General features: G+C 63.1%; 22 protein-coding genes. 8 read left to right on the top strand and 14 right to left on the bottom strand.

Going from position 1 to position 26,627, the window contains the following annotated elements; translation table 11 throughout:
* Nucleotides 1-59: 59 nt before the first annotated feature.
* Complete coding sequence (locus I0K07_RS06370) at nt 60-482, top strand: hypothetical protein (protein ID WP_203292006.1); 423 nt, start codon at nt 60-62, stop codon at nt 480-482.
* Here the strand turns inward: I0K07_RS06370 and I0K07_RS06365 are convergent.
* The 3 genes from I0K07_RS06365 to recA form a co-directional block, all read right to left on the bottom strand.
* Nucleotides 479-925, bottom strand: a complete 447-nt coding sequence (locus I0K07_RS06365; RefSeq protein ID WP_203292005.1) for a nuclear transport factor 2 family protein — start codon at nt 923-925, stop codon at nt 479-481. The two genes, I0K07_RS06370 and I0K07_RS06365, sit on opposite strands and share 4 nt — an antisense overlap.
* Entirely contained in the window at nt 925-3,579 is a 2,655-nt protein-coding gene (alaS, locus tag I0K07_RS06360; protein WP_203292004.1) for an alanine--tRNA ligase, read from the bottom strand. Before alaS ends, I0K07_RS06365 begins: the two co-directional genes overlap by 1 nt.
* A 192-nt stretch (nt 3,580-3,771) precedes the next feature.
* Nucleotides 3,772-4,851: a recombinase RecA gene (gene recA / locus I0K07_RS06355; RefSeq protein WP_203292003.1), complete on the bottom strand. Its 1,080-nt coding sequence runs from the start codon at nt 4,849-4,851 to the stop codon at nt 3,772-3,774.
* Between the two features lie 206 nt (nt 4,852-5,057).
* Between recA and mltF the strand changes: the two genes are divergently transcribed.
* On the top strand, nt 5,058-6,407 hold the full coding sequence (gene mltF / locus I0K07_RS06350; RefSeq protein WP_238934617.1) for a membrane-bound lytic murein transglycosylase MltF: 1,350 nt from the start codon (nt 5,058-5,060) through the stop codon (nt 6,405-6,407).
* A 67-nt stretch (nt 6,408-6,474) separates the two neighbouring features.
* Nucleotides 6,475-6,876, top strand: a complete 402-nt coding sequence (locus I0K07_RS06345) for a hypothetical protein (RefSeq protein WP_203292001.1) — start codon at nt 6,475-6,477, stop codon at nt 6,874-6,876.
* A 12-nt stretch (nt 6,877-6,888) separates the two neighbouring features.
* Here I0K07_RS06345 and I0K07_RS06340 read toward each other — a convergent pair whose 3' ends face one another.
* Genes I0K07_RS06340 through fliQ form a run of 4 tightly spaced genes read right to left on the bottom strand, consistent with a single transcriptional unit; the run spans nt 6,889 to nt 11,582 of the window.
* On the bottom strand, nt 6,889-9,426 hold the full coding sequence (locus I0K07_RS06340) for a hybrid sensor histidine kinase/response regulator (protein ID WP_203292000.1): 2,538 nt from the start codon (nt 9,424-9,426) through the stop codon (nt 6,889-6,891).
* A 41-nt stretch (nt 9,427-9,467) separates the two neighbouring features.
* Nucleotides 9,468-10,559, bottom strand: a complete 1,092-nt coding sequence (gene flhB / locus I0K07_RS06335; protein WP_203291999.1) for a flagellar biosynthesis protein FlhB — start codon at nt 10,557-10,559, stop codon at nt 9,468-9,470.
* A gap of 10 nt (nt 10,560-10,569) precedes the next feature.
* The gene (gene fliR / locus I0K07_RS06330; RefSeq protein WP_203291998.1) at nt 10,570-11,322 is read right to left on the bottom strand and encodes a flagellar biosynthetic protein FliR; all 753 of its coding nucleotides are present in this window, start codon (nt 11,320-11,322) and stop codon (nt 10,570-10,572) included.
* Nucleotides 11,319-11,582: a flagellar biosynthesis protein FliQ gene (gene fliQ, locus I0K07_RS06325; protein ID WP_203291997.1), complete on the bottom strand. Its 264-nt coding sequence runs from the start codon at nt 11,580-11,582 to the stop codon at nt 11,319-11,321. The genes fliR and fliQ overlap by 4 nt, the downstream gene beginning before the upstream one ends.
* 116 nt (nt 11,583-11,698) lie before the next feature.
* Here fliQ and I0K07_RS06320 point away from each other — a divergent pair, with 116 nt between their 5' ends.
* From I0K07_RS06320 to I0K07_RS06310, 3 genes are all read left to right on the top strand, one after another.
* Complete coding sequence (locus I0K07_RS06320) at nt 11,699-13,597, top strand: DUF885 domain-containing protein (RefSeq protein ID WP_203291996.1); 1,899 nt, start codon at nt 11,699-11,701, stop codon at nt 13,595-13,597.
* 149 nt (nt 13,598-13,746) lie between these two features.
* Complete coding sequence (locus I0K07_RS06315; RefSeq protein ID WP_203291995.1) at nt 13,747-15,618, top strand: DUF885 domain-containing protein; 1,872 nt, start codon at nt 13,747-13,749, stop codon at nt 15,616-15,618.
* An 11-nt stretch (nt 15,619-15,629) separates the two neighbouring features.
* A complete protein-coding gene (locus I0K07_RS06310) occupies nt 15,630-17,519 on the top strand; it encodes a DUF885 domain-containing protein (protein ID WP_203291994.1) in 1,890 nt (629 codons plus the stop codon).
* 141 nt (nt 17,520-17,660) lie between these two features.
* Here the strand turns inward: I0K07_RS06310 and I0K07_RS06305 are convergent, their stop codons facing one another.
* The 4 genes from I0K07_RS06305 to flgB all read right to left on the bottom strand — a co-directional run bounded on the left by I0K07_RS06305 (nt 17,661) and on the right by flgB (nt 20,859).
* Complete coding sequence (locus tag I0K07_RS06305; protein ID WP_203291993.1) at nt 17,661-19,493, bottom strand: cytochrome c peroxidase; 1,833 nt, start codon at nt 19,491-19,493, stop codon at nt 17,661-17,663.
* Between the two features lie 142 nt (nt 19,494-19,635).
* A complete protein-coding gene (gene fliE / locus I0K07_RS06300) occupies nt 19,636-19,944 on the bottom strand; it encodes a flagellar hook-basal body complex protein FliE (RefSeq protein WP_203291992.1) in 309 nt (102 codons plus the stop codon).
* A 38-nt stretch (nt 19,945-19,982) separates the two neighbouring features.
* A complete protein-coding gene (gene flgC, locus I0K07_RS06295; RefSeq protein ID WP_203291991.1) occupies nt 19,983-20,396 on the bottom strand; it encodes a flagellar basal body rod protein FlgC in 414 nt (137 codons plus the stop codon).
* Nucleotides 20,397-20,421: 25 nt separating this feature from the next.
* The gene (gene flgB / locus I0K07_RS06290; RefSeq protein WP_203291990.1) at nt 20,422-20,859 is read right to left on the bottom strand and encodes a flagellar basal body rod protein FlgB; all 438 of its coding nucleotides are present in this window, start codon (nt 20,857-20,859) and stop codon (nt 20,422-20,424) included.
* Between the two features lie 108 nt (nt 20,860-20,967).
* Here flgB and I0K07_RS06285 point away from each other — a divergent pair, with 108 nt between their 5' ends.
* Both I0K07_RS06285 and fliP read left to right on the top strand, forming a co-directional pair.
* Nucleotides 20,968-21,288 (top strand): flagellar biosynthetic protein FliO, encoded by a 321-nt coding sequence (locus I0K07_RS06285; RefSeq protein ID WP_203291989.1) that lies wholly within the window; start codon nt 20,968-20,970, stop codon nt 21,286-21,288.
* Nucleotides 21,285-22,046, top strand: coding sequence for a flagellar type III secretion system pore protein FliP (fliP, locus tag I0K07_RS06280; RefSeq protein ID WP_203291988.1), 762 nt, complete (start codon nt 21,285-21,287; stop codon nt 22,044-22,046). The genes I0K07_RS06285 and fliP overlap by 4 nt, the downstream gene beginning before the upstream one ends.
* Before the next feature lie 2 nt (nt 22,047-22,048).
* Here fliP and I0K07_RS06275 read toward each other — a convergent pair whose 3' ends face one another.
* From I0K07_RS06275 to I0K07_RS06265, 3 genes are all read right to left on the bottom strand, one after another.
* Nucleotides 22,049-22,417, bottom strand: a complete 369-nt coding sequence (locus tag I0K07_RS06275) for a SpoIIAA family protein (RefSeq protein ID WP_203291987.1) — start codon at nt 22,415-22,417, stop codon at nt 22,049-22,051.
* A gap of 65 nt (nt 22,418-22,482) precedes the next feature.
* Nucleotides 22,483-25,899, bottom strand: coding sequence for a hypothetical protein (locus tag I0K07_RS06270; RefSeq protein ID WP_203291986.1), 3,417 nt, complete (start codon nt 25,897-25,899; stop codon nt 22,483-22,485).
* Nucleotides 25,883-26,626 carry a MotE family protein gene (locus I0K07_RS06265; protein WP_203291985.1) on the bottom strand — a complete coding sequence of 248 codons (744 nt, stop codon included), beginning with the start codon at nt 26,624-26,626 and terminating at the stop codon, nt 25,883-25,885. Before I0K07_RS06265 ends, I0K07_RS06270 begins: the two co-directional genes overlap by 17 nt.
* Nucleotide 26,627: the final 1 nt, after the last annotated feature.

The raw sequence follows: 26,627 nt of genomic DNA, 5'->3' as shown, positions 1-26,627 counted from the left end.
AATGAGGGCTGCAGGGAGCTTATGGGGAGCTTCAACGCGTTTCGGAAACGAGGAACGCCATGCAGGCATATTACAAATTCGAACCGGATCACCGGCTCTGCGTTTACCGGATTTCCGGGGCCATCACGGCCACCGGCTTGCTCACCCTGTTCCGCTCGGCGCGAACCGATGCGGGTTGGCGCGACAATTACCGCTTCCTGACCATTCTGGAAAACGCCTCGCTCGCCCACATGGACACACACGCCATCAATGAGCTGATGTCCGGCATGCGAACCGAGGATCTGGCGCCCAGGGAGCGCCAGCAGGCCGCCATCGTCTCCAACGATGAATTGTCCAAAGGACTACTCGCCTTCTGGGTGGCGGCCTCAGCCCGGCAATTGGGAACGCAGGAAAAGGTCTTCGCCACGGAATCCGACGCACGGGCCTGGCTGGCGGCGGAGGTAGAAGCGATCGCCCTGCCCGCCGCGGACTTCAACGACTAGAGCGGGCCGCCGGCCCGTTTCATGGTGACGAAGGTTTCCGCCTCGATCTGCCAGACCGCCCCGTCAAAGCGCCATTTGGCAAAATAGCGGCCGGAATAGCGGATTTGCATCCCGTCCATCGACCAGGATCCGGTCCATCGGCCGGTCTCGGCGGCCAGACCGCCACACTCCCCGATCTCGATGCGCGAGGGCGTGCGAACATAGGCGACATCCGGCATTTGCTCGAAAATGCCCTGCCAAGCCTCCAACTGGGCCTGACGGCCCTGGATGAGCTGGGCCTCGTCTCCGGGCACCAGAATGGCATCTTCGGTCAGGCAGGCCTCAATGGCACGCAGGGCGCGCATTTCCAGTGCTTCATTGAAGGCCTGACGCGCAGACAGGACCGAGCGGGCGGCGAACTTGTCGCCGACCAGCTGGGTATCCGTTTTCGCCTTGCGGGACATCAGCCGGCCAGGGCCGCCTTGATGGCCTCCAGACCGTCAGCCGCCTTGGATCCATCCGGGCCACCGGCCTGGGCGAAGTCGGGACGGCCACCGCCCCCCTTGCCGCCAACGGCCGCCGAGCCGGCGCGGACCAGCTCCACCGCGCTGTGGCTGCCGGTCAGATCATCGGTGACGCCAACCGCCAGAGCGGCCTTGCCTTCATTGACGCCGATGAAAGCGGCAATGCCGGATCCCATCTGGGATTTCGCTTCATCGATCAGGGCCCGCAAATCCTTGCCACCCACGCCTTCAACCACGCGACCGATGAATTTCACGCCGCCGATCTCTTCCGGACCGGCCGGGGCCGCACCACCGCCGCCACCCATGGCGAGCTGTTTCTTGGCTTCGGCGAGCTGGCGTTCCAGCTTCTTGCGTTCCTCCAGGAGGGAGGAGACGCGGGACGGCAGATCCGACGTCGTCACTTTGAGAATGTCGGCGGCAGCCCGGCCATAGCCCATCTGTTCCTCGACATGCCGGCGGGCGCCCTCGCCCGTCAGCGCCTCGATCCGGCGAACGCCCGAGGAGACGGCGCTTTCGGAGACCACCTTGAACAGGGCGATATCGCCCGTGCGTTCGACATGGGTGCCGCCGCACAATTCCACGGAATAATCCGTGTCCACATCGGCCAGGTCATGGCCCATGGAGAGGACGCGGACCTCGTCGCCATATTTCTCGCCGAACAGGGCCAGCGCGCCGGCCTCGATCGCAGCATCCGGCGTCATTGTGCGGGTGGCAACACCGGCATTCTGGCGGATCACCTCATTCACCTGCGCCTCGATGGCGGCGAGCTCTTCGGCCGACACAGACTTGTTGTGACTGAAGTCGAAACGCAGGCGGTCCGGGCCGACATAGGAGCCCTTCTGGGTGACGTGCGGGCCCAACACGTCGCGCAGTGCCTTGTGGACGAGGTGGGTGGCCGAGTGGTTCGACTTGGTTGCGGCCCGGCGCTTGGCGTCGACGACCAGAAGCGCCGTATCGCCGGTGACGATGTCTCCCTGCTCCATCACACCGATATGGGCATGCATGTCCCCGCCGCGCTTCTGCGTGTCCTCGACCTTGAAGACGGCGCCATTGGAGAAACGGATTTCACCGGTATCGCCGCACTGGCCGCCGCTCTCGCCATAGAAGGGCGTGCGGTCGAAGACCAGCTCGCCGGCCTGGCCAGCCCCGAGGGCACCGGCCTGATTGCCGCCGGACACAATCGCGACCAGCTTGCCCTCTTCCTGCGTGCCGTCATAGCCGAGGAATTCCGTGGCACCGGCCTTTTCGCGCACCGCAAACCAGACGGCGTCCGGCGCGGCATCGCCGGAGGAGAATTTCTGGGCGCGGGCATCAGCCCGCTGCTTGTCCATGGCTTTTTCAAAGCCGGCCTCATCCACCGTCATGCCCTTGGCGCGGAGTGCGTCCTGGGTAAGATCGAGCGGGAAGCCATAGGTGTCATAGAGTTTGAAAGCGGTCTCGCCCGGCAGGGCATCGCCTTCGGCCAGACCGGAGGTGGCCTCTTCCAGCAGGCTCAGACCGCGGCCCAGCGTGCGCTGGAAGCGTTCTTCCTCAACCTTGAGCGTGTCTTCCAGAAGCGCACCGGCACGGACCAGTTCGGGATAGGCATCGCCCATCTCGGCCTGCAGCGCCGGAACCAGTTTCCACATGACCGGCTCGCTGGCGCCGAGAAGGTGCGCATGGCGCATGGCGCGGCGCATGATGCGGCGCAGGACATAGCCGCGGCCCTCATTGGACGGCGACACGCCATCGGCCATCATGAAACAGGTGGAACGCAAATGGTCGGCGATGACGCGATGGCTGGCCAGGGCCTCGCCTTCGGCCTTCACGCCCAGCGCGTCCTCACCGGCACGGATCAGGTTCGCGAACAGGTCGACATCATAATTATTGTGCTTGCCCTGCAGGATGGCCGCGATGCGTTCCAGACCCATGCCCGTATCGATGGAGGGTTTGGGCAGATTGATCCGCTCGTCCGCCGACAATTGCTCGAACTGCATGAAGACAAGATTCCAGATCTCGATGAACCGGTCGCCGTCCTCGTCCGGAGAGCCCGGCGGACCGCCCGGAATGTCCGGGCCATGATCAAAGAAGATTTCCGAACACGGACCGCACGGACCGGTATCGCCCATGGACCAGAAATTGTCCGAAGTGGAGATGCCGATGATCCGGTCATCGGACAGACCGGCAATCTTGCGCCACAGGGCCCGCGCTTCGTCATCCTCGGAATAGACCGTCACGAGGAGCTTGTCCTTAGGCAGGGCGAATTCCTTGGTCACCAACTCCCAGGCATGGCTGATCGCCTGTTCCTTGAAATAATCGCCGAAGGAGAAATTCCCCAGCATTTCAAAGAAGGTGTGGTGACGCGCGGTATAGCCGACATTGTCCAGATCATTGTGCTTGCCACCGGCGCGCACGCATTTCTGCGAGGAGGTCGCCCGCGGAATGGCGCGCTTTTCCTTGCCGGTGAAAGCATTCTTGAACGGCACCATGCCCGCATTCACGAAAAGCAGGGTCGGGTCGTCCTGCGGGACGAGCGGGGCCGATTGGACCACTTCGTGATCATTCTTGGCGAAGTAGTCGAGGAAGGTGGCACGGATGTCGCGCAGGCTGGCCATGGGGTCAGGTCCGTCGGTTTGCTGGCGCGTGAAGCGGTACTGATCCGTCCACGCTCAAAAATCTGGATATCATATAGAAACGGGTGCCCGGCCTAGCCAAGCACCCGTTTGCAATTCAGCTGCGATTGAAGCACAGGTCGCGTCCTTGCAGACACAGGCCCTGATCGCAGATTTTGGCGTAAGGTCCGGCGCTTAACCGGCGGCCGCCTCGTCATCCTCGGCATCGGGACCCGTCAGCATCTCATCGGCGATGAGACCGGCATTGGCGCGGACCTTCTTCTCGATCTCGTCAGCGACATCCGGATTGGTCAGCAGGAATTGGCGTGCATTCTCGCGGCCCTGGCCAATCCGCTCGGAATTGTAGGAATACCAGGAGCCGGATTTCTCGATCACATCGCCCTTGACGCCGAGATCGATCAGCTCGCCCATTTTTGAAATGCCTTCGCCATAGAGAATGTCGAATTCGACTTCCCGGAAAGGCGGCGCGACCTTGTTCTTGACGACTTTGACGCGGGTCTGGTTGCCGATGACTTCGTCGCGGTTCTTGATGGCGCCGATACGGCGGATATCCAGACGGACGGACGAGTAGAATTTCAGCGCATTACCGCCCGTCGTCGTTTCCGGAGAACCGAACATGACGCCGATCTTCATGCGGATCTGGTTGATGAAGATCACCAGGCAGTTGGACTTGGAGATGGAAGCGGTCAGCTTGCGCAGCGCCTGACTCATCAGGCGGGCCTGAAGACCCGGCAGGCTGTCACCCATCTCGCCTTCCAGTTCCGCACGCGGTGTCAGCGCGGCGACGGAGTCGATCACTAGAATATCGACCGCACCGGAGCGCACCAGCGTGTCAGCAATCTCAAGCGCCTGCTCACCGGCATCCGGCTGGGACACCAGAAGCTCACCCACATCCACGCCCAGCTTGGCCGCATAGATCGGGTCCAGCGCGTGCTCGGCATCGACGAAAGCGGCAACACCGCCGGCCTTTTGGGCCTCGGCCACCGTGTGCAGGGCCAGGGTGGTCTTGCCCGAGCTTTCCGGACCATAAATCTCGATGATGCGGCCCTTCGGCAGACCGCCAATGCCCAGTGCGATGTCCAGCCCGAGCGACCCCGTCGAGATCGCTTCGATATCCATGTGCGGACGCTGGCCGAGCTTCATCACGGAGCCCTTGCCGAACGCCTTGTCGATCTGGCTCAAAGCGGCCTCGATGGCCTTTTGCTTGTCCGTGTTCACGTTGTCTTTCACGAGTCGAATCGCGCCCTTGCTCATAGCCTTCATCCCTTATTTCACGCCCCCGGGGTGCGGGCAACCGAGGTCAGTCGTACTAGTTTTGTTCCGGGAACACAAGCGGAACATCTTATGGTTAACAAAACGGAACAAAATCAGATCACTGGCCGGTTTCGACCCACCAGTCTTCAATTGATCCCCATCCATTTCGCGCTAGACTCATCCGTATGGGACGGAATTGGACTGCCTTGCTTTCGCGACTCATCGTGCTGCTCATCGCACTCAGCCTGTTGCGTTGCTCACCGGGGCCGACGGGATTGGGCGATGCCAGCCTGGACGACATCCGGGCGCGGGGCGAATTGGTCGTTCTCACGCTGGAAGGGCCGACCACCTATGGCGACGGGCCGGACGGGCCGGAAGGCTATGAGGTCGACCTCGTCACAGCCTTCGCGGAGACGCTGGGCCTGACAGTGCGCTTCGAAACCCGCCGCCACATTGATGGTTTGCTGGATGCGCTGGCTGCCGGCGACGGCCATCTGGCCGCCGCCAATCTCACCGTCACGCCCGCGCGCCGGGAGCGCGTGAGCTTTGGCCCGGTCTACAAGGCCGTAACCGAGCAGCTCGTCTGCCGACGCGACGGACCGGCACCGACCCGGCTTGAGGACCTGCCCGGCACACGCGTCCGGGTACTGGCCGGATCCAGCTATGAAGAAACACTGGAAAGCATCGGGGAAGGCCTGCCCGGCCTGACCTGGTCGGCACGAACAGCCGGCTCCGCCATGCCACTGCTGGATTCCGTGGATGCGCGCACGATTGATTGCACGATCGCTGACAGCCATCTCGCCGATTTCGCCCGGCGCCGGCATCCCGAACTGGTCGTGGCGATGGATTTGACCGAGGAACGTCCCCTCGCCTGGGCCCATTCCGGCCAGGTGGAAGGCCTGCAGCCCGCCCTGGCGAACTGGTTTGCTAATGCCCATGGCGAGGGCTTCCTGGAAGAGCTGGATTCGCGCTGGTTCGGCCGGTTCGGGGAGTTCGACTATGTCGATGTCGCCCGTTTCGTCCGCCGGGTGCAAAGCCGGCTGCCCGAATATCGCGAGGCCTTCGAAGTCGCCGCCGAAGACCTGCCCTTCGACTGGGAAATGCTGGCCGCACAGGCCTATCAGGAATCCCATTGGGATGCGGACGCGGTCTCAGTCACCGGCGTGCGCGGCCTGATGATGCTCACCCTGTCCACGGCGGAACGGGTCGGAATCGAGGACCGGCTGGACCCCTTCCAGTCAATCGAGGGCGGTGCCGCCTATCTGGCCGACCTTTATGATCGCATTCCGGAAGACGTGCGGGGCGAAGACCGGATCTGGTTCACCCTGGCCGCCTATAATATCGGCATGGGCCACATGTATGACGCCCGCGCTCTGGCCGAACGCCTTGGCCGCGACAAGAATTCCTGGAACGATCTCGCCGCCACCCTGCCACTCCTGTCGGACCCGCAATATTATGAGAGCCTGCGCTATGGCTATGCCCGCGGATTGGAACCGGTGCGCTATGTCGAGAAAATCCGGGAGTACCGCGCCCTGCTGGATGCTCAAGGACTATAAGCCGCCCCACGCTGGATTTGTTGCGGCAAACATCTAGGTTATTGCGGGGATATTGGGGAGGGAAGCAGTGACGAAGAGCCTGTATCTGGCACGCATCCTCATATGGCTGATCGTTGCTGACACCGCTGTCCGGTGCGCCATGGTGGTGAGTTTCCACCTCGCCCCAAGCGCCTTCGAGGCGCTCTGGCCGGCCGGCTACCACCTGCTCAACAGTGTGAGCCTCTGGCAAATGGCCGTGCCGCTGATCGTTCTGCCGGCCGTCGCCTTCTTTGCCTGGAACATCCGGCAGCGCCCGGCCGCGGCACTCATCTATATTTCAATCCAGCTGATCGCCCATGGTGTCATCGTTGCCATCAGTGTGGTGACGACACCCGGCTATTTCGACCATCCCGGCCACTATCTCTTCCTGGTGGAAGGGATCACGGTCATTCTGCTGTCCAGGCATTTGATCCGTCGGGCAGAAAGCTGAGCGCATCGCCGGTCAATTCTCCTTGGCGCTGAGCTCTTCCTTCACCTTCTCGGCCAGCTGGGTGAGCGTGAAGGGTTTGGGCAGGAAGGAGATTTCCTGCTCCTTGGACAGCGTGTCGGAGAATTGCTCCGCGGCATAGCCAGAGATGAAGACGATGCGCGTGCCTTCCAGGAGATGGCGCGCCTTCTCCAGCAGGCCCGGCCCGTCCAGGCCCGGCATGACCACGTCGGAAATCACCAGGTCAAAGCCCTCTTCCTCATCCTCGAGGATTTCATAGGCTTCTTCACCGTCACAGGCTTCCATGACGTCATAGCCGCGCTTGGCGAGCGTCTTGGCAGCGATATTGCGGACGGCATCCTCATCCTCGACGAGAAGAATACGACCCCGGCCGGACAGGTCTTCCGGCGCCTTCTCTACGGTCTTCTCGACCTCAGCCTGTTTCAGCTCGACCGCTTCTTCCTCGGTCGGCTGATGGCCGGGGAGATAGATGGTGAAGGTCGTGCCCTTGCCCACTTCACTGTCGGCGAACAGGAAGCCGCCGGACTGTTTGACGATGCCATAGACCGTCGCCAGCCCCAGACCCGTGCCCTTGCCCGCTTCCTTGGTGGTGAAGAAGGGTTCGAAGATTTTTTCCAGCGTCGCCTTGTCCATGCCATGCCCCTCATCGGTCACGGCGATGGCCAGCCAATCGCCTTCGCGCGGATTGGGCGCGCCGGCATTGCGGACGATCTCGTCGGAGACCTTGGCCGTCTTCACGACGAGTGAACCGCCACCCTGATCGCGCATGGCGTCGCGGGCATTGGCGGCCAGATTGATGATGGCGGTTTCCAGCTGGCCCTTGTCGGCCTTGATCAGCGGCAGATCGCGGCCATGGACAATGTCCAGACGCACGGTTTCCTCGACGATCTGGCGCAGAAGCACCGACACGTCGGACAGGAGATCGCCAATATCCAGCGTCTCCATGCGGAAGGTCTGCTTGCGCGAGAAGGCCAGGAGTTTGCGGACCAGGCCCGCAGCCCGCGCCACGGTCTGGTTGATCGATTGCAGCTCGGAATAATCGGGATCACCAACCGGGTGACGGTTGAGCAGCTCGTCGCAATTGAGACGGACAGCCGTCAGCAGATTGTTGAAGTCGTGAGCGACACCCCCGGCGAGCTGGCCGACGGCCTGCATCTTGTTGGCCTGGGAGAATTGGCGCTCCATTTCCTTCCAGGTGGTGACGTCGATCACATAGGCGACGCGCTTGCCGCCGCGTGCCGGCGCGAAGGCCAGGTGTGCGTAGACCGGGGTCTCGCCCGCCTCCAGACGCGCTTCCGCCGGCTCACCACTGCCTGCCATGGCGGCAGCGAAGGCCTCGTCCGGGGAGCGGCCATCATCCCAGTTGAACAGGTCGCAGAATTTCACGCCCGGGATCGCCTTGCCGCCGGTCAGCTGGACCAGGGCCGGGTTCACATCCTCGATAATGGCGGTTTCCGGATCAGCGCCGTCCAGCTTAACTACGCCGAAGGGCGCATTGGCGAACATTTCGTCCAGCGTGCGGCCAGCCGCCTGCGGTGCTTCCGAGGCCATGGCTTGTGCGACACCCGGAGGCGCGCCAGTAGCCGAGAGGCCGTACATCACCACCCGGCCCATGCCGCTATCACCCGGCGTCCACTCGACGGCCAGGGCAACCGGGCTTTCAATTCCATCGCGCGCTTTCAGGCGAGCATCGATGCGGGCCACGCCCTCGCCACCGCGCGTCTGTTGCACGGATTTGGCACCATCGCCGGCCAGGATATCCTTGAGCGGCGGGAAGGGTGCGCCTTCAGCCAGACCCAGCCAGTCACGGAAAGTGGCATTGCCATTGGCAATTTCGCCGTTCACGCGCAGGGAAAAGAGCGCGACCGGCGCGTGCAGGCACCAGTCCGCCAGAGCCAAGGCGGAGCCGCTGTCGCGGACGCCGGTATCCTTGAGCCGCCAGAGGATGAGTCCGCCCTCCTGGGGGCTGGCTTCCAGATGGAAACGCTCGACCTGGCCCTCGCCAAGATCCAGCGGCGGCAGAAGCTCGCAAGCGCCCTCACCCCGGGCTGCCGCACGGGCCAGCCGGTAGACGACTCCATCGCCGCCGCCCGATCCGGCCCAGATCCGGTCAATGGTCGGCAGGCCGAAACTCTGGCCGAAACCGCCCGCCTTGCGCGCCAGCGCCTGATAGGCCTGGTTGGCCCAGCGCGGACCACCGCGCTGATCGGTGATGAGAACCGGCTCGCCCAGCGTGTCGAGCGCCTGGAAGGCGAGCTGGGACGGTGTCGGCGCGCGATTGCTTTCCACCTTGCGCCGCATATTCCGCCCGGCGGTTTCGCCCGCCGCAATGGCGTAGAGAACCAAAAAGCCGACAGCCGCGAGCCCGGACAGATAGACAAAGCCCTGCCAGCCATCCTCTCCGGCGGCCAGGATGGCAGCGCCGAAGGCGATGATCGCGATGACCCCGCAGACCCAGAAGGCCACTTTCACGATCGGCCGGGACCAGATGGTTTTGCGGGGCTTGGGATCGGGGGCGGCAGTCTCGGCCATGGCGACGCTCCGGGCGCGAATCAGATGAAGTGCGACACAGCTTACTCGCTCGGGCGATAACGTGCGCGCTGTCCTTTCGCCAAGGAGAGAACATAACCGATCACTTTGGCCACTGCCTGGAAGTGTTCGGTCGGGATTTCCTCGTCCAGATCGGCTGTTGCCCACAGGGCCCGCGCCAGCGGCGGATCCTCGACGATCGGCACGCTATGCTCGGTGGCCAGTTCACGGATACGCAGGGCCACCTCGTCGACACCCTTGGCGACGCAGACCGGTGCCGGGGTTTCGCCCTGCTCGTAATACAGCGCAATGGCGTAGTGGGTCGGGTTGGTCACGATGACCGTGGCATCCGGGACCTGGGTCATCATGCGGCGCTGGGCCCGCTCCTGGCGGAGCTGACGCAGCTTGGCGCGCACCATGGGATCGCCTTCGGACTGTTTCAGCTCGTCCTTGATTTCCCGGCGTGACATGCGATTGCGCTTCATGAAGCTCTGGCGCTGGAAGAGATAGTCCAGCCCGGCAATGATCGCGTACACGACCAGTGCGGCCAGAAGCAGCTCGATGGAAGCCTGGCGGACAATGCCCAGCAGGGCGACGATATCCAGGGCCGGCAGTTCGGCCAGGATTTCCCGCTTCGGATAAAGGACGACGAAAGCGGCCGCTGCGACGAGCGCCATTTTGCCAACCCCTTTGAGGAAGTTGGCGATGCCCTGCGGGCCGAAGTTTCGCTTGAAACCGTCGATCGGATTGAGCTTGGAGAGTTTCGGCTGGATCTTCTCGGTCGTGAACAGCATGCCCTGCTGGACGTAATGGCCGGCGAAACCCGCGACCGCCAGAAACAGAACGGGCAAGCCCACCACGGCAGCGATTTCCCAAGCCGTGCTCTGCATCATCTGCATCATGCCATTGGGGTCGACCGAGAAATTATGGGCCTCGGCAAAGAAGACCTGCAGATCAGCCGCCATGGTCCGCGCCATGGCCGGAAACACGAAAGCCAGAAGCGCCAAGCCGGTCGCCAGGATGAACCAGCCCGGGATTTCCTGGGATTTGGCGACATCGCCTTTCTCGCGTGCGTCATCCAGCCGCCGCTGAGTTGGTTCTTCTGTTTTCTGGGAGTCGTCTTCGCCTTCCGCCAACGCGCCCTCCCTAATTCATGTCCAGGGCGAAGCGCTGCATGCGCTCCAGCCAGACAGCACTCATCGCGCCGAGCGAGATAGTGAGAATGAAGAGGCCGATCATGATGTTGGACGGCATGGCGATGAAGAAGATCTGGGCCTGGGGCATCAGACGCGAGAGCACGCCCAGCGCCAGATAGAAGGTCAGGCCGAACACGATCAACGGCGCGGCCAGCTGAACCCCGATCCGGAACGCATCAACGAAGGCATTGAGCGCCCAGAAGGCAGCATCGCCCATGTCCGGCATCGTGCCGACATCGAAGACGGCGTAGGAATTCACCGTCGTCAGCAACAGCATGTGATGCGTGTTGGTCGCGAACAGGAGCAGCATGAAGGTCAGGTTGAGAAAGGTCGCGACCAGTGCGCCCTGCTGGCCCTGGGACGGGTCGAAACTCTGCGCCATGGCGAGCGAGGTCTGCATGCCGATGACCTGACCGGCGATTGCAGCTGTCGCCAGGAATATCCGTGCCACCGCCCCGATCATCAGGCCGATGATCACCTCGCCCATCACCAGCCCTGCCATCATCATGGGCTGGGCCGGCATGGCCGGCAGGTTCGGCGCCACGATCGGGCCGAGGATCAGACAGACCAGAAGCGCAAAGGACAGGCGGATACGCACGGGAATGGAGGGTTCACCGAAACCGGGCAGCAACATGAGGATGGCGCCGACCCGGGCAAACACCAGACCCGCCGCAAAGATGATCTCGGGCGCCTGCGGGATCATGGCGTGGCGATCCGGTCGAAAATGATCGTCATGAAGCCCGACATCAGTGCGCCCATCAGGGGCAGGAAGATCAGGAGTGCAATGAAGATGGCGATAATTTTGGGCACGAAGACCAGGGTCATTTCCTGGACCTGAGTGAGCGCCTGGAAGAGCGCAATCGTCACCCCGACGGCCAGACCCACCAGCATGATGGGGGCCGACATGGCCAGCATGAGCCAGATGGCTTCACGGGCAAAGTCGAGGACTTCAGGGCCTGTCACAGGTCTCGCCTCACCTTCTGCGGGGGAGAATCGGTCTTACGGTTAATTATGTTTACGAATGCGCGTCCGACGTTAAGAAAGAGTCAATTCTGGTAAACGTTCGGGAGTCATCCATTATGCGCCTTCGCCGCTTTCTCATTGGCACAACTAGCCTGGCCCTGCTGGCCGCCTGCAGCCCGTCTGAAGAGACAAGTGCTGCGGTAGAACAGGTCGAGAATGCGGCCCAGCCCGCTGCCGAAACCGCTGCCTCGGAACAGACCGAAACCGAGCGCCTTTACGCCTGGTTCGACGAGCAGTTCAATGCCGAAATGGAGTTGTCGCCCATCGGCAAAACCTATCTGGGCATGCTGGACGATCTGGAAGCCTACGGGCAGTGGGATGATGCGTCCGAACAGGCCTTCATGGACGGCCTGGCCCGCAGCGCGGAACGTCTGCGCTACATGCGCGAGAATTTCGATTTCGACGCGCTGACCCCGGAAGCCCAGGTCTCCTACCGCTTCGCCGAGTTCATCGAGACCAATACGGCCGAACAGGGCGAGTTCTGGGATCACGGCTATATCTTCACCCAGTTCTTTGGTCCGCACACCAATCTGCCGACGACGATGATCGGCTATCACCGCATCGACAATGTCGACCACGCCGAAGCCTATATCTCCCGCCTGAACGGGATGGGTGAGGTGCTCAATATGCGGACGGCGCAGGCTGATGAGCGTGCCCAGGCCGGCGTTCTGGCTCCGGCCTTTGCCTATCCGATCGTGATCAATGCGGCGCAGCGTTTCGTCACCGGCGCCCCGTTCGACGATAGCGGTGAAGACAGCCCTCTGCTGGCCGACTTCCGCGGCAAGGTCGAGGCGCTGGAGATCGAGCAGGACGAGAAGGATGCCCTGATCGCCCGGGCTATCGAGGCGCTGGAAACCTCTGTCGGCCCCGCTTACACACAGCTGATCGCCACAATGGAAAGCCATGCCGAAATGGCTGACGGCCGGGTCGAGGGTGTCTGGTCGCTGCCGGAAGGTGAATCCTTCTACCAGACGCAGGTCAACAACTACACGACCCGCTATGACATGACGGCCGACCAGATCCACCAGATCGGTCTGGACGAGGTCGAGCGCATCCATGGCGAAATGCGTGACATCATGGAAGAGGTTGGCTTCGAAGGCTCGTTGCAGGACTTCTTCCAGTATCTGCGCGAGGACGAACAATTCTACTATCCGGACACCGAGGAAGGCCGTCAGCGCTATCTCGATGAGGCCACCGCCATGGTGGACCACATCATGGAAATCGCGCCGCAATACTTCGACACCCTGCCGCGGGCCGACCTGGAAGTCCGTGCTGTGGAAGAGTACCGCATCGAGACCGCGACCGGTGCCTTCTATGAACAGGGTGCGCTGGATGGCAGCCGGCCGGGTGCCTATTACGTCAACCTGGCCAATATGCGGGACAACCCGACCTATCTGATGGAGACGCTCTCCTATCACGAAGGCGCTCCGGGCCACCACTTCCAGATCGCCCTCGCCCAGGAACTGACCGGCGTGCCGATGTTCCAGCGCCTGCAGGGCTATTCCGCCTTCTGGGAAGGCTGGGGCCTGTATGCCGAAAATCTCGGTCTGACGATGGGCGGGTTCACCGACCCCTACCAGAATTTCGGCCGCCTCTCCTATGAGGTCTTCCGGGCTGCCCGCCTGGTGGTCGATACCGGCGTGCACTCCCAGCAATGGACCGAGGAAGAAGCCGTCCAGTACATGCTGGCGAACACGCCGATGCCGGAAGGCGATATCCGCAATGAAGTGCGCCGCTACATGGTCTGGCCGGGTCAGGCCCTGTCCTACAAGATTGGCATGCTGACCATTCTCGACCTGCGCCAGCGGGCGATGGATGCGCTGGGTGACGACTTCACCTATGGCGCCTTCCACGATGTCGTCCTGACCAATGGCTCCGTGCCGCTGACCCTGCTGGAACAGCAGGTGGATGACTGGATTGCGCAGACGCTGGCGGCCCGGGAAACCGAGCAGTAACCGTCTTGCCCGTTTGACAGGCTGGCCCCGCCCGGGGCTATCCTGCGACATGAGATCTGGATGACAGCCGCTGCCGGCCCGGTGGCGGCTGCCATTCGTTTTATGCGTCCGATCTGTGGGAGGAGCGGGCGCCGGTGGGGAGACCGATCATGATCAAACACCTACGCACGCCGCTGGCCGTGTCGATGCTGGCCCTTGTCGCCGCCTGTTCGCAACCGGATGCCGGGACGAATACGGCCCAGGCCCCGGCCGTGGAAACCCCGGTCGAAGCGGCCGAGACTGAACGGCTCTATGCCTGGTTCGAAACCCTGTTCGAAGCCGATATCGCCCGCTCGCCACAAGGCCTGGCCGCCCTCGGCCGGCGCGATGATCTGGACGCCTATGGCCGCTGGGATGATGTGTCGGACGCCTCGGCCGAAGCCAATCAGCAACGCCGGATCGAGCGTCTGGCCTATTTGCACGACACTTTCGATCTGGACGCGCTGGATGAAGACGGGCGGGTCTCCTATCGCGTCTTCGAATACCTGCAGGAGACCGGCATCCGGCAATACGGGTTCAGCGACCAGAATTATGTCTTCACCCAGATGTTCGGCCCCCATACGGGCATGCCGACCTTCCTGATCAACCAGCACCGCGTCACCAATGCGGCCGAGGCCGAAGCCTATATCTCCCGCCTCGCCGGTTTCGCCGGTGTTTTCGACACCCTGATCGAACGCGCCGACGCCCGCGCCGAAGCTGGCGTCATGCCACCCCGCTTTGCCTTCGATTATCTGATCGGCAATACGCGCGCCGTGATCACCGGCGCACCGTTCGACGACAGCGAGACCGACAGCCCGCTGCTGGCCGATTTCCGGGCCAAGGTGAATGCGCTGGAGATCGACCAGGCCGCCAAGGACGACCTCCTGGCCCGCGGGATCGAAACAATGCAGACCGAGACCGGTCCGGCCTATGAACGCCTGATCGCCATGTTCGAACGCCACCAGGCGATGACGGATACCCGGGATGGCGCCTGGAAACTGCCGCGCGGCGAGGCTTTCTACCAAAGCCAGCTGGCCGCTTTCACCACCATGCCGGACCTGTCGCCGCAGGAAATCCACGATATCGGCCTGTCGGAGATCGACCGTATCCATGGTGAGATGCGCGGCATCATGGAACAGGTCGGCTTTGAGGGCTCGCTGCAGGACTTCTTCGAATTCATGCGCTCCGACGAGCAGTTCTACTATCCCAACACGGATGAGGGCCGTCAGCGCTATCTGGAAGAGGTGGATGTCGTCTTCGAACGCGTTGGCGAGGTCATCCCGGACTATTTCAACACGACGCCGCAGGCGCCGATGATTGTGCGCGAAGTGGAAGCCTTCCGGGCTGCCGGTTCGCCGACCGCTTTCTACAATTCGCCGGCCATGGATGGCTCCCGTCCGGGCATCTATTACGCCAACACGTCGAACATGCGGAACCTGCCCACCTACCAGATGGAGACCCTCGCCTATCATGAGGGCATTCCGGGGCACCATTTCCAGCTGGCCCTGACGCAGGAGCTGGAAGGCCAGCCCATGTTCCAGCGCCAGCTCTACCTGTCGGCCTTCGGCGAAGGCTGGGCGCTCTATGCGGAAAGCCTGGGCAAGGAAATGGGGCTGTTCACGGACCCTTACCAGGATTTCGGACGGCTGGCCTACGAGCTGTGGCGCGCCGGACGCCTGGTGGTCGACACAGGGATCCATGCCCTGCAATGGAGCCGCGAAGACGCGATCAACTATCTGCTGGAAAACACCTCCTTCACCGAGGAAGAGGTGACCCGGGAAGTCGAGCGCTACATCGTCTGGCCGGGTCAGGCGACCTCCTACAAGATCGGCCAGATGCGTATTCGCGACCTGCGCGACTATGCCCGCGACGAGTTGGGCGATGCGTTTGACTGGGGCGAATTCCATGATGTCGTGCTGACCCATGGCTCGCTGCCGCTGCCGGTTCTGACCGAGCTGGTGAATGATTATGTCGCGGCCAACCGGCCGCAGAGTTCCGAGTAAAGGGGAAACCGATGTCCAAATTCACACTGACGCCCTGGCTGGCTGGCGTTTCAGCCCTGGCCCTGCTGTCCGCCTGTTCGCCCACCGGCGATGAAGGTGAAGATGTCGCCCCGACCCCGACGGCCGAAGCGCCGGCGTCCACGGAGATGGCCGCTGCCGAGGCCGTGGAAACGGAAAGCGACCGCCTGAATGCCTGGTTCCAACAGGTCTTCGAGGACGGGCTGAACCGCTATCCGCAATTCCAGACCTATCTGGGCCGCAAGACGAATTACGGGTCCTGGAACGATAACTCCCCGGAATTCTCCGAAGAGACCTACCAGATCGGCCGCGCCAATCTCGACTACATGCACGCGAACTTCGATTTCGATGCGCTGGACGAGAATGCCCAGCTGTCCTGGCGCCTGTTCGAATATGATGCCGAACGCAGTGAGCTGAGCTGGCGCTGGCGCGATCATGGATACACCTTCACGCCGCGCTCCGGTCCGCACATGAACACGCCGACCTTCCTGATCAATAATCACCGCGTTGATACGCTGGAAGATGCCGAGGCCTATATCGAACGTCTCAACGGGATGGGCGATTATCTCGACCAGGCGATCGCCAATTCGCGCCGCTCCTTCGAGCTGGGCGTGTTCACCCCGTTGTGGACCTACGCCCCGATGATCCAGACCGCGCAGAACATCATCACCGGCGCGCCCTTCGATGATAGCGGGGAAGACAGCCCGCTGATGGCCGATATCCGCTCCAAGATCACCGCCCTGGATCTGGACGAAGCGGAAACCGAGCGCCTGCTGGCCGAGGCCGAAGCGGCGCTGACTTCCGTCGTCGAGCCGGCCTATCAGCGCATCATCGCCCTGTTTGAGGAACAGGCCGCAGAAGCGACCGAGGATGACGGCATCTGGAAACACCCGGATGGCGGCGAGTATTACAATCATCTGCTCAATGGCTATACGACGATGGATCTCTCCGCCGAGGAGATCCACCAACTCGGCCTGCAGGAAGTGGCCCGCATTCATGACGAGATGCGCGGCATCATGGCCCAGGTCGGGTTTGACGGCTCGCTGCAGGACTTCTTCGAGTTCATGCGGACCGACGAGCAATTCTACTATCCCAACACGGATGAGGGCCGCGACCAGTATCTGGCCGACGCGACCGCGCTGATCGACACGATGCGTGACACGCTGCCGCAAATGTTCAACACCTTCCCGGAAGCCGATCTGGAAGTGCGCCGCGTGGAAGCCTTCCGCGAAGCTTCGGCCGGCAAGGCCTTCTACCAGCGCCCCGCGCCGAACGGCACACGCCCGGGCGTCTATTACGCCAATCTGCGCGACATGGCCGACATGCCGACGTATCAGATGGAAGCCCTCGCCTATCATGAAGGCATTCCGGGTCACCACATGCAGCTGGCCATCATGCAGGAATTGCAGGATGTCCCGGCCTTCCGCCGGTTTGGCGGCTATACGGCCTATACCGAGGGCTGGGGTCTCTACACGGAATACCTGCCGGTCGAGTTCGGCTTCTATTCCGACCCCTATTCCGATTTCGGCCGTCTCGCGATGGAGCTGTGGCGCGCCTGCCGCCTCGTCGTCGATACGGGCCTTCACTATCACCAGTGGAGCCGGGAAGAGGCCGTCCAGTACCTGCTGGAGAACACGCCGAACCCGGAAGGTGACAGCCGCAATGCGATTGACCGCTACATCGTCTATCCGGGCCAGGCGACGGCCTACAAGATCGGCATGCTGGAAATCCTGCGCCTGCGGAATGTCGCCGAGAACGCGCTGGGCAGCGATTACGACATCCGCGACTTCCACGATGTCGTTCTGACCCAGGGCGCCATGCCGATGGCCGTGCTGGAAGAGCGCATCCAGGCCTGGATCGCCGAACAGACCGGCGAGGAATAGGCCGGACCATCCGGTAGGAAATCAAAGGGCGGGCCCGAACAGGCCCGCCCTTTTTCATGTCCTGTGTGCACCGGCCTTGTGTGCACCGGGGCCACCGCACAACACGCGGCGGCCCCGGGCTTCGCCAATCCGTCTGGGGGGTTAGTCCGCGAAGGGATCGGAGAACATGGGATCATTGAGCACCGCCTCATCGGTCAGTGCATTGAGGAAGGCGACCAGGGCGTCGATCTCGTCCTCATCCAGGTTGAAACGCTGGATGGCCCCGTTGGCGGCATCGCCCTGGCGGAGGAAACGGCTGGTCTGGCCGTTATCATTCACGTCCTGGGCGTAGAAATTGATGACGTCTTCCAGACTGTCGAAACGTCCATCATGCATGTAGGGCGCGGATATCCCGACATTGCGCAGGCTGGGCACCTTGAAATCATCATTGCCATTGGCCCCTTCCCCCAGGATGGAGGCATCCAGTCCGATATTCTGCGGACCCGGCGCACCATTGGGCGCCGTCGACAGGATCTGCACGGCCGTCCGGTGGCATTGGTCACAACCCAGCGTCTGGACCGGTCCCAGACCGGCCGCGGCCAGTATGTCGGCATCGACCGGTTCGAACAGCGCCATGCCGTGCAGTTCCTGCGCCGTGAGACGGCCGGCCAGATCCGGGTCATCGACATCGGGATCATCGCCAATGATCGCCTCATCCAGCCGGGATTGGTAGCTGACAATGGCACGCTGGAACTGGGCCAGGGCCCTGGCGATCCGGTCCGCTGTCACCTCATCATCCCCGAAAGCGGCTTCGAAGAGGGGCGGATAGAAGGCCTGGCCTTCCACAGTCGCCACAACAGCATCCAGCGTATTGCCCATCTCGACCGGATTGCGAATCGGAACCAGCGCCTGGTTCTCCAGACTGGCCGCCCGCTCATCCCAGAACATGCGCCCATTGTGATAGAAGCGCACATTGGATAGGGAGGGCGCATTGCGATCAGTCAAACCGCCCTGAAAGCCGGTCGAAAACTGGCTGGGCTCGCCAAAGCCGAAAGCCTGCACATGGCAGGAGGAGCAAGACACTGTATTATTCGCTGACAGGCGGGTGTCGTAGAACAGGACCCGGCCCAGCGTAGCGCCCGCATTGGTCAGCGGATTATCGTCCGGCGTGTTGTCCGTCGCGATCACCGAATTGCCGCCCTGGGCCGGATCGGTGAAATGCAGCGGCAGATTGGTCTCCGAATAGGCAACATAGTCGAACGCCTGCGCCGGCAGGTCAGGCGCACCGGTCGTACTGGTACGCACAATGACGATCTGGATTGCCCGTTCCGCGCCTTCGCCGGCACCATTATTGGCGGTGATGCGGCCGGTCCAGCGGCCGGACTGGGTGGGGATGCCGGACAGCGTATTGCCGGTCAGGGTGAGACCGGGAATGGTCCCGTCCACTTCCAGATCGAGCAGCAGCGGATTTGTGGACGGGTTCTCGAACAGGTCCGCCCAGTCATCGGCCGAAAAGCTGACGGACCGGCCTTCCAGAAAGCGCAGGCCGGACGGGCCATGGAGCGCTTTCACATCCTGGTTTTCATCAACGAAAATGGTGAAGCTGTCACTGGCCGTCGCACCGGACGGATCACTGGCCGTGATGGTCGCCGTGACATCGAAGGCTGCCGTCGGCGTGCCCGATATCACTGAGCCCTGCGCCGCCAGTCCGGACCCGTTCGGGGTCAGGGTGACGGCATAGCTCAGCGCATCGCCATCAGGGTCGGTGAAAGTCGCGCCATTCTGTGACGCGTCATAGGTGAAAGCCTCTCCGACTTCGGCGGCCTGATCGAGATTGGCCAAATTGACGACGGGGGCGGAATTGGGCTGCTGCGTCATGCCGCCGCCCGTATCGGTGTTTGAACTGCCGCCACCGCCGCCACATGCGGTCAGCACGACACAAGTGACCGCCGCAGCGATCGCGCGGGCCGAGCCCGCCTGCCTGTCCCAGATCATCCGGGTCTCCTCTCCTGACCCCGCTCTTTCTTTTTCTTTCCCCAAGACTGGAACGGGACGGGAGAGGACATTCCGTCGAAAAAAGAAAAACCCCGGCCAGAGACCGGGGTTTAACGCGTTGAATTATTGATCCGGGTCGCGATCAGATCGGCATGCGCAGGATTTCCTGATAGGCCTTCACGACCTCGTCGCGGACGGCGACGACGGTTTCCAGCGAGATCTCCGCGGCAGAGACAGCGGTCACCACATCAAGCAGTTCCGCTTCGCCAGCGGCCGCCGCGGCAGACATCTGCTCGGCATTGGCCACAGCGCCGGTAGTGTCGGCGATGGCGCTGGTCACCATGCTGCCGAAATCAAGGCCGGACGCCTGTTCAGGCTCCTTGCCCATGGAGGATTGCTGGGCGGCACGGACGGCGGCCTGGTAGGCCTGGACGGCAGCAAGATCAGCCATGACTAACTATCCTTGTTTCTCAGGTCGGCGCGCGCGTTCTAGCGGCGCAGCAGGTCCAGCGTGGTTTGTTGCATGCGGCGCGAATTCTCGATCATGTTGAGATTGGCCTCATAGGTGCGCATCGCTTCGCGCATATCCATCATCTCGACCAGCATCTGCACATTCGACGTGCTGACATAGCCGTCGGCATTGGCTGCGGGATGGCCCGGATCATATTCGAGCGTGAATTCGCTCTCGTCCGGCGCGACATCGGTCATGCGGACCATGTTCAGGCCCGTCACGCGGTCCAGCTCGGCTTCGAAAACCGGGATCTGGCGGCGATAGGGATCACCGCCCGGCTCGCGCGCGGTCGATTCTGCGTTGGCGATGTTTTCCGAAATGATGCGCATCCGCGCCGCCTGGGCCCGGAGGCCGGCTGCGGAGATCGACATGGAGTCGTTTGCGTCACTCATTGTCTGTCACCTTCCTGTCGGAGCCTTAGCGGCCCACCGGCCGGATCGCGGTACGGATCAGGCCCAGATTCTTCTGGTAGAGGGTCAGCGCGGTTTCGTACTGCATGCGCACTTCCTGGGCGCGGACCATCTGTTCTTCCAGGACCACGGAATTGCCGTTGATCGTGGTTTCGGAGTCAGGGTTTTCCATCGTCTCCCAACCGCGTGAGCTTGCCGCGCCGGACGAACCGGACATATGGCCAGCCTCGCTGGTCTGGAGACGCACGCTGGAACCACCCGTGACACCCTGGCCGCGCAGCTGACGCTGCAGCGCGCTCTGGAAGTCGGCGACGTCGAGGTCCTTCGCGGCATAGCCCGGCGTATTCGCATGAGCGACATTTTCCGAGATCACGCGCTGGCGCTCGGCATTGAAGCTCATCGATTGGCGAAGCATGGCCAGGACGGACACGTCATCGGGTCGCATGCGCGAATCCCCTTTTCTACGTCTTAACGAACCTGCGCTCGCACGGTTAATGCGCCCTTAACCGCATCACCCCACACCTCTGTAATCTCTTATGAGGCAGGGTCTTCCATGACCGAGATCGACTGGACGCACTATTTCTTCGCCATCGCCGTTCTGGCCATGCTGCTCGGCGCGCTGGGCCTGTTCTCCTACGCGGTCCGCAAGGGCTGGGTGTTGCAGAACATGACCGGGCTGCGTGCCCTCACCCAGGGCCATCGCCGCCGGCTGATGCTGAAGGAAACCCTCGTCATCGATCCGCGCCGCCGTTTGGTGATTCTCCAGGCAGACGGAACCGAACATGTCGTCCTTCTGGGCGCGGAAGCCGAGACCGTCCTGTCCAGCCAGCCCGCCCCTGCCGAACCCGTCGAATTACAGGAGACGGCGTCATGAAAAAGGGTTTCTGGGCCTACGCCCTGCTATTCGTCCTGGGCCTTGTGACACTGGTGGGTGCCGGCGCCGATGCCCAAAGCATCACGATCGACACGGGAACCGAGGGCGATCTGACCGAACGGGTGCTGCAGCTGGTCGCCCTGCTGACCGTGCTGTCGCTGGCCCCGTCCATCATCATCATGACGACGAGCTTCGTGCGCATCATCGTGGTCCTGTCCCTGCTGCGGACCGGTCTGGGCCTGCAGCAAAGCCCGCCCAACGCGGTGCTGATCTCGCTCGCCATCTTCCTGACCGGCTTCATCATGGCCCCGGTCTTCACCCAGTCCTACAATGACGGGATCCAGCCCCTGCTGGCCGAAGAGATCGAGCTGACCGAAGCCTTCGACCTCTCCACTGCGCCGCTGAAGACCTTCATGCTGGCACACACGCGCGAGGATGATCTGGGCCTGTTCGTGGAGATGTCGGAGCAGCCCCTGCCGGAAAGCCCGGAAGCCACCTCGTTCTGGATCGTCGCGCCGGCCTTCATGATCTCGGAGCTGCGCCGCGCCTTCGAGATCGGCTTCCTTCTCTTCATCCCCTTCCTGATCATCGATCTGGTCGTGGCCTCCATCCTCATGTCCATGGGCATGATGATGCTGCCACCGATCGTGATCTCCCTGCCCTTCAAGCTGATCTTCTTTGTCCTGATCGACGGCTGGCGCCTGGTGACGGGATCGCTGATGCAGAGCTTCGGGACCATCGGGCCAGCGGGCGGCTGAGTTCAGTCCGCCGCCAGCAGCCAGCGATTGGCTTCACCGATCCGTGCCTCATCGAACACACGCACGGGCATGGGCATGAAAATCCCCACACCCGCGACCATGGCCGAGATCACTGCATTGTCCGTGACCACGGCGATCCGCGCGATGTCCTTCATGTGATCGAGCCCCAGGCGGGCATCGGCCCAAACAGCCCCTGGTGAGAAGCCTTCGAACTCCGGTCCGAACCAGTAGAGCATGCGGACCGGGCCATGATCACCGATCGCGGCCTCGAGCCCGGGAACCAGCGCCTGTTCATAGTCCGAAGCGGTGACCTCACCGACGGCCTTGGCAACGACCAGTCCGGTTTCAGCATCAATATCAACGAGGATCATGCGGGTGCCTCCTTCAAGGGAAACACCAGTGTGCGCCGGTCGTCATTCGCAGGCAAAGCGACGAATCAACTCGGGCCGCCACCATTGTTGAAACGGTCGCGGAAGGGCTCGATGAAGGCTTCCAGCGTGTCGATGCTGGCGATCCGGGTCGCCAGATCGGAGAAGCGGGCATTGCCGGCCCGAGCATCTTCATCGGTCAGCAGAGCAAAGGCAGCGGCCTGGTCCGTCTGTTCCATGGCCGGTCCATAGCGCTGGCCCAGACGGCGGGCACCGGCCATGTCCCGGGCCAGGGAATAACCGATCGCCGCCCGCATCACATCGGCCTGCTCAGACAGATCCAGGGCTTCGTCGCGCATGTAGCGATTACCCAGAAGCGCTTCGAGGCGGCGGCCGGCTGTCGCCCAGTCCCGGCGGGTCCAGGCAACATCAGCCCGCAGCCGGTTGGCGGCCTCAGACTGGTCGGTAGAGATCAACTCCAGGGCCTGATCATGCCGGCCCAGTTCCGACAGGGCGCGCGCTTCCAGCAGATAGCGCTCGTCAACCACGGCCTCGGGCAGGCCCGCCACGCGGGAAGAGCGGATCGCGTTAAGCGCATCCTCATAGCGCCGGTCCATCAGGTAGACGATGGCCAGATCGGTCGCTACACGGGCGCGGGCGAGCGGTTCCCGCAGGCGGGAATCGACCTGGTGCTGCAGAAGTTCAGCCGCCGGGTCGAGCAAGTCGAAGGCGATGAGCCGGTCTGCGAGGCGGCGGATCATGCGGTCGCCATCGGCACCGATCGGGGCAAGATGCTGGTATTGGTAGAAGATCGCCACGGCCTCGACCGGATCCATCCGGTCCGCCTCGCCCTCCAGGAAGAGACGGCGGAAGATCGTGGTCATGTCCTCGCCGATGCGGCGACCGGCTTCGGTATTGGGGAAGCGCGCCTGGGCGGTGTCCATCGTGTCCAGTCCGCGGGCATACTCTCCGGAACCGACATAGAGCTCGCCCAGCATGCGAACGGTTTCCAGCTCGATCGTGTCGCCACGCCAGCGGAAACGCAGATTTTCCAGATTCTCGATCGCCGATTCCCGGCTGATCTGCCCGACGGCGAGCTGCAGGCGGTAGAGATCAAACAGCGCCTGGGCTTCCATCCGGCCATCGCCGGCCTCGGCCAAGGTCTGCAGGCTGGCAATCGCGGTTTCCAGATCGCCCTCGGCTTCGGCAAGGCGGGCCTGGATATAATCCGCTTCCATCCGGCTCTGATGATCAGGCTCGCCACCTTCCAGCAGATAGAGATGGTCCTGCGCGGCAGCGAAATCGCCCAGTTCCAGAGCGGCGCGGGCGTGTCCGGCATGGAAGCGCGCCTGCCAATGCGGCGGGTAGTAGTAGATGGTCGAACCGCCCGTGGAGAAGCGGCGGCGCGCATCCTGCCAACGCTCTTCTCCCACAGCGGCCATGGCGCGCCACAGATCGGCAGCCGGGTCCTGGGCCAGGGAGGCGTGCGAGAGATAGGCCTCGGCATCATCGAGACGGTTGAGCATATAGCTGGCGACGCCCTGCATGGCGCGGACATGAGGATCATTGGCCAGGGCCGGATCCACTTCCAGGGCCAGATCGATCATGCCCAAGGTTTCCGGCGCCAGTTCGTTGGCCAAAAGGAAACGCGCCAGGGCGATCAGACCGTCCGTGCCGTCCTCAAGAGACGCGCGGCGCAGGCGGGCGCGCCATTCTTCCGGGAAATAACCATCGCCATCCCAGGCATCGAAATACATCAGGGCGGGCGAAGAAATATTGGCCAGGACCGACGTGTCCGGGCGGCCGCTATCACCACCCGCCGGGGTCAGGTTGAGGCCGCCGGGGCGTGAAATCACGGCACCGGAGGCAACCAGCTGGACCTGGATGTCATCCGCCAGCACCTCGACAGCCGCACCTTGCGCACTGGGCAGGATTGTACCGCCGACAAATTCGCTGCGGGCGGTGACGCCCTGGACCGGGGCCGCCGCCGTGATCACGGCGATCTGGTCACCCACCACCGGGTCTTCAACCCAGCGGATCTCGCGCGGCTCCGCCATATCCAGCAGAATCCGGCCCGGACGGGCACGACGGGCATCACGGCGTACCTGGATCGGGCGCGGCGGCGCATCAATGCTCTCGGAAAAAACCACTGTCCAGCGGCTGCCATCGACCCGGGCTTCCGCCTGGGACGCTGCCGGAACAACAATCCGGGCCGCCGTCCAGTCCTCGCCCTGGGCCGAAGAGAAATTGCGGACATGGCGGCGATTGGTCGTGTCCAGTTCGCGCAGGTCGAGGCGGGCAGCGGCGTCAAACACGATCCAGATCGCTTCGCCGCGGCGGAAGACAGCCGCTCCCGGTGCCGCAGCCCAGTCGAATTCGATGCGCAGATCGCCGTTGAATTCGGACATGTTGGCGCGGACAACACCGCTCTCGGGCACCGGATCGGCACGCAGGTCCACCGGACCCGGCGCGTCTTCCGGCTCGGCATTGGCTTCCAGCCAGGCCGGCGGGCTCACCGGTTCATGGGTTTCCGGCTCATGCGTAGCTGGCGCGTGCGACGTCTCGGCCTGTTCGACAGGGACCGGAGGCTCGTCATGAATCTCCTCGACCGGCTCGGCCACCTCGGCTTCGACTCGGTCGAGCTGGTCGCCCAGTTCGGCCAGCAAGGTGGCGGCATCGGCGAAATCGGGATCCGGCAAGTCGACGACAACCCGGCCATCCTCACCCCAGGCGCGGACCTGGACGCCCGGGTCCACGGTCAGGCGCAGCACCCATTCATCACCCTCGCGGGTCGCGCGCAGGGTTTCCAGGAAACGCGGCGGGGAACCGGCTAGCCGGTTGATGTCGATCTCCGCCGGTTCTGCGAACCGGATTTCTGCCTCATTGCCGTCCTGGCTGAGTGTGAAGTCCACCTCGCGCGGCCAGAGAAATTCAATGCGCGTATATTCCGTCGCCTGGCCGACGCGATAGCGGACCGGCAGCGGATCCGCCGGCGGCGGAGGCGGAGGCGGCAGGGCTGCCAGTTCGGCGGCCCGGCGGGCCTCTTCACGCTCACGCGCCTCGCGCGGGGACACAACAGGCTCCGGTGCCGCACCGCCCGGCGCGACGAGGTCGATCGCGACCTGGTCATAGCTGGCGGAAACATGCGCATCGGCAGGACGGTTCAGTGCCACACGAAGCGTGCGGCCATCCGGATCCAGACGGGCCCGAGCGGCCAAATCACCGAGCTGGGAGGCCAGATCATTCGCATCCGCATCCAGCGGCTCGCTGAGGCGGGCGATCAGAACCGTGTGCTCCACGGACGCGTCTGCCGTCGGGCGGGAATTGCCCACGGCATCATCATAATCAATCAGGATGCGCGCGCCCGAAGGCGACCGCTCAACGACAAACACCCCGGCCGATTGGGCCAGGGCTGTCGATCCAAGCAGGGCCAGCGCGACGGCCTGGCCTGTCAGATGCAGGATATGACTAGCCCTCGTCGGCAAGCCGCGCCTCCAGCTCCGCCACGGTTTCCGGCAGATCACTGCGGGCCGCCATGCGCTGGGTCAGCTGAGCGGCATCCGCCGGCGTCATCTCTGCCAGGATGGGACCGAACTGTCGGTTCGACATGCGGGCCGCGATCTGGATCTGGGTATCCATGTCCAGCGTTGCGATCCGCTCGGCGGCATCGCGCGCATCCATGGCGGCATACCAGGCCACGATGACCTGCATGTCCTCATTCTCACGCTCGGACAGGGAATTGGTCAGGTCCATGATCTGGTCACGCAGATCATTGAGCTCGTCGATCTTGCCATCGACGCGCTGTTCCATGGCCAGCATCAGGGCTTCACGCGTTTCTAGCTGCGTCTCGCGGGCATCCAGTTCAGCCGAACGCTCACGCAGACGGTAGATGACGCGCTCTTCCTCGGCCGTACGCACGCCATTGGCGATGCGCTCAGCAAAAGCAGCCGACACTTCACCGGCCGGTGGCGGCGTCGTGCGGGCCGGAGCCGGCTGGGATTCGTCCGCTGCATGGCCGTCCTCGGCATGATCCTCCTGCGCCGCCTCGGACTCGCCATGGCTGTCCTGGGCTTCCGCTTCTGAGGTGGCGAGCGTGGCCGCATGGGCACTCCACCAATCGGCGGCGCCATTGGCGACAGACAGGGCTTTGAGGCCGAACAGGCCGCCCATCAGGACGGCGAGAACGGAGAGGAGGCGAACGGAATCACGCATG

The sequence above is a fragment of the Maricaulis parjimensis genome, assembly GCF_016817355.1.
GTDB classification, from domain to species: domain Bacteria; phylum Pseudomonadota; class Alphaproteobacteria; order Caulobacterales; family Maricaulaceae; genus Maricaulis; species Maricaulis parjimensis.
The sequence above is the reverse complement of the archived record's forward strand: the minus strand, read 5'-3'. Positions and strand labels throughout refer to the sequence as shown.

Bases quoted from the DNA above. Each gene is read 5' to 3' on its own strand.
- I0K07_RS06370 (WP_203292006.1), top strand. From the start codon at position 60: ATGCAGGCATATTACAAATTCGAACCGGATCACCGGCTCTGCGTTTAC.
- I0K07_RS06365 (WP_203292005.1), bottom strand. From the start codon at position 925: ATGTCCCGCAAGGCGAAAACGGATACCCAGCTGGTCGGCGACAAGTTC.
- alaS (WP_203292004.1), bottom strand. From the start codon at position 3,579: ATGGCCAGCCTGCGCGACATCCGTGCCACCTTCCTCGACTACTTCGCC.
- recA (WP_203292003.1), bottom strand. From the start codon at position 4,851: ATGAGCAAGGGCGCGATTCGACTCGTGAAAGACAACGTGAACACGGAC.
- I0K07_RS06340 (WP_203292000.1), bottom strand. From the start codon at position 9,426: ATGGCCGAGACTGCCGCCCCCGATCCCAAGCCCCGCAAAACCATCTGG.
- fliR (WP_203291998.1), bottom strand. From the start codon at position 11,322: ATGATCCCGCAGGCGCCCGAGATCATCTTTGCGGCGGGTCTGGTGTTT.
- I0K07_RS06320 (WP_203291996.1), top strand. From the start codon at position 11,699: ATGCGCCTTCGCCGCTTTCTCATTGGCACAACTAGCCTGGCCCTGCTG.
- I0K07_RS06315 (WP_203291995.1), top strand. From the start codon at position 13,747: ATGATCAAACACCTACGCACGCCGCTGGCCGTGTCGATGCTGGCCCTT.
- I0K07_RS06310 (WP_203291994.1), top strand. From the start codon at position 15,630: ATGTCCAAATTCACACTGACGCCCTGGCTGGCTGGCGTTTCAGCCCTG.
- I0K07_RS06305 (WP_203291993.1), bottom strand. From the start codon at position 19,493: ATGATCTGGGACAGGCAGGCGGGCTCGGCCCGCGCGATCGCTGCGGCG.
- fliE (WP_203291992.1), bottom strand. From the start codon at position 19,944: ATGGCTGATCTTGCTGCCGTCCAGGCCTACCAGGCCGCCGTCCGTGCC.
- flgC (WP_203291991.1), bottom strand. From the start codon at position 20,396: ATGAGTGACGCAAACGACTCCATGTCGATCTCCGCAGCCGGCCTCCGG.
- flgB (WP_203291990.1), bottom strand. From the start codon at position 20,859: ATGCGACCCGATGACGTGTCCGTCCTGGCCATGCTTCGCCAATCGATG.
- I0K07_RS06285 (WP_203291989.1), top strand. From the start codon at position 20,968: ATGACCGAGATCGACTGGACGCACTATTTCTTCGCCATCGCCGTTCTG.
- fliP (WP_203291988.1), top strand. From the start codon at position 21,285: ATGAAAAAGGGTTTCTGGGCCTACGCCCTGCTATTCGTCCTGGGCCTT.
- I0K07_RS06275 (WP_203291987.1), bottom strand. From the start codon at position 22,417: ATGATCCTCGTTGATATTGATGCTGAAACCGGACTGGTCGTTGCCAAG.
- I0K07_RS06265 (WP_203291985.1), bottom strand. From the start codon at position 26,626: ATGCGTGATTCCGTTCGCCTCCTCTCCGTTCTCGCCGTCCTGATGGGC.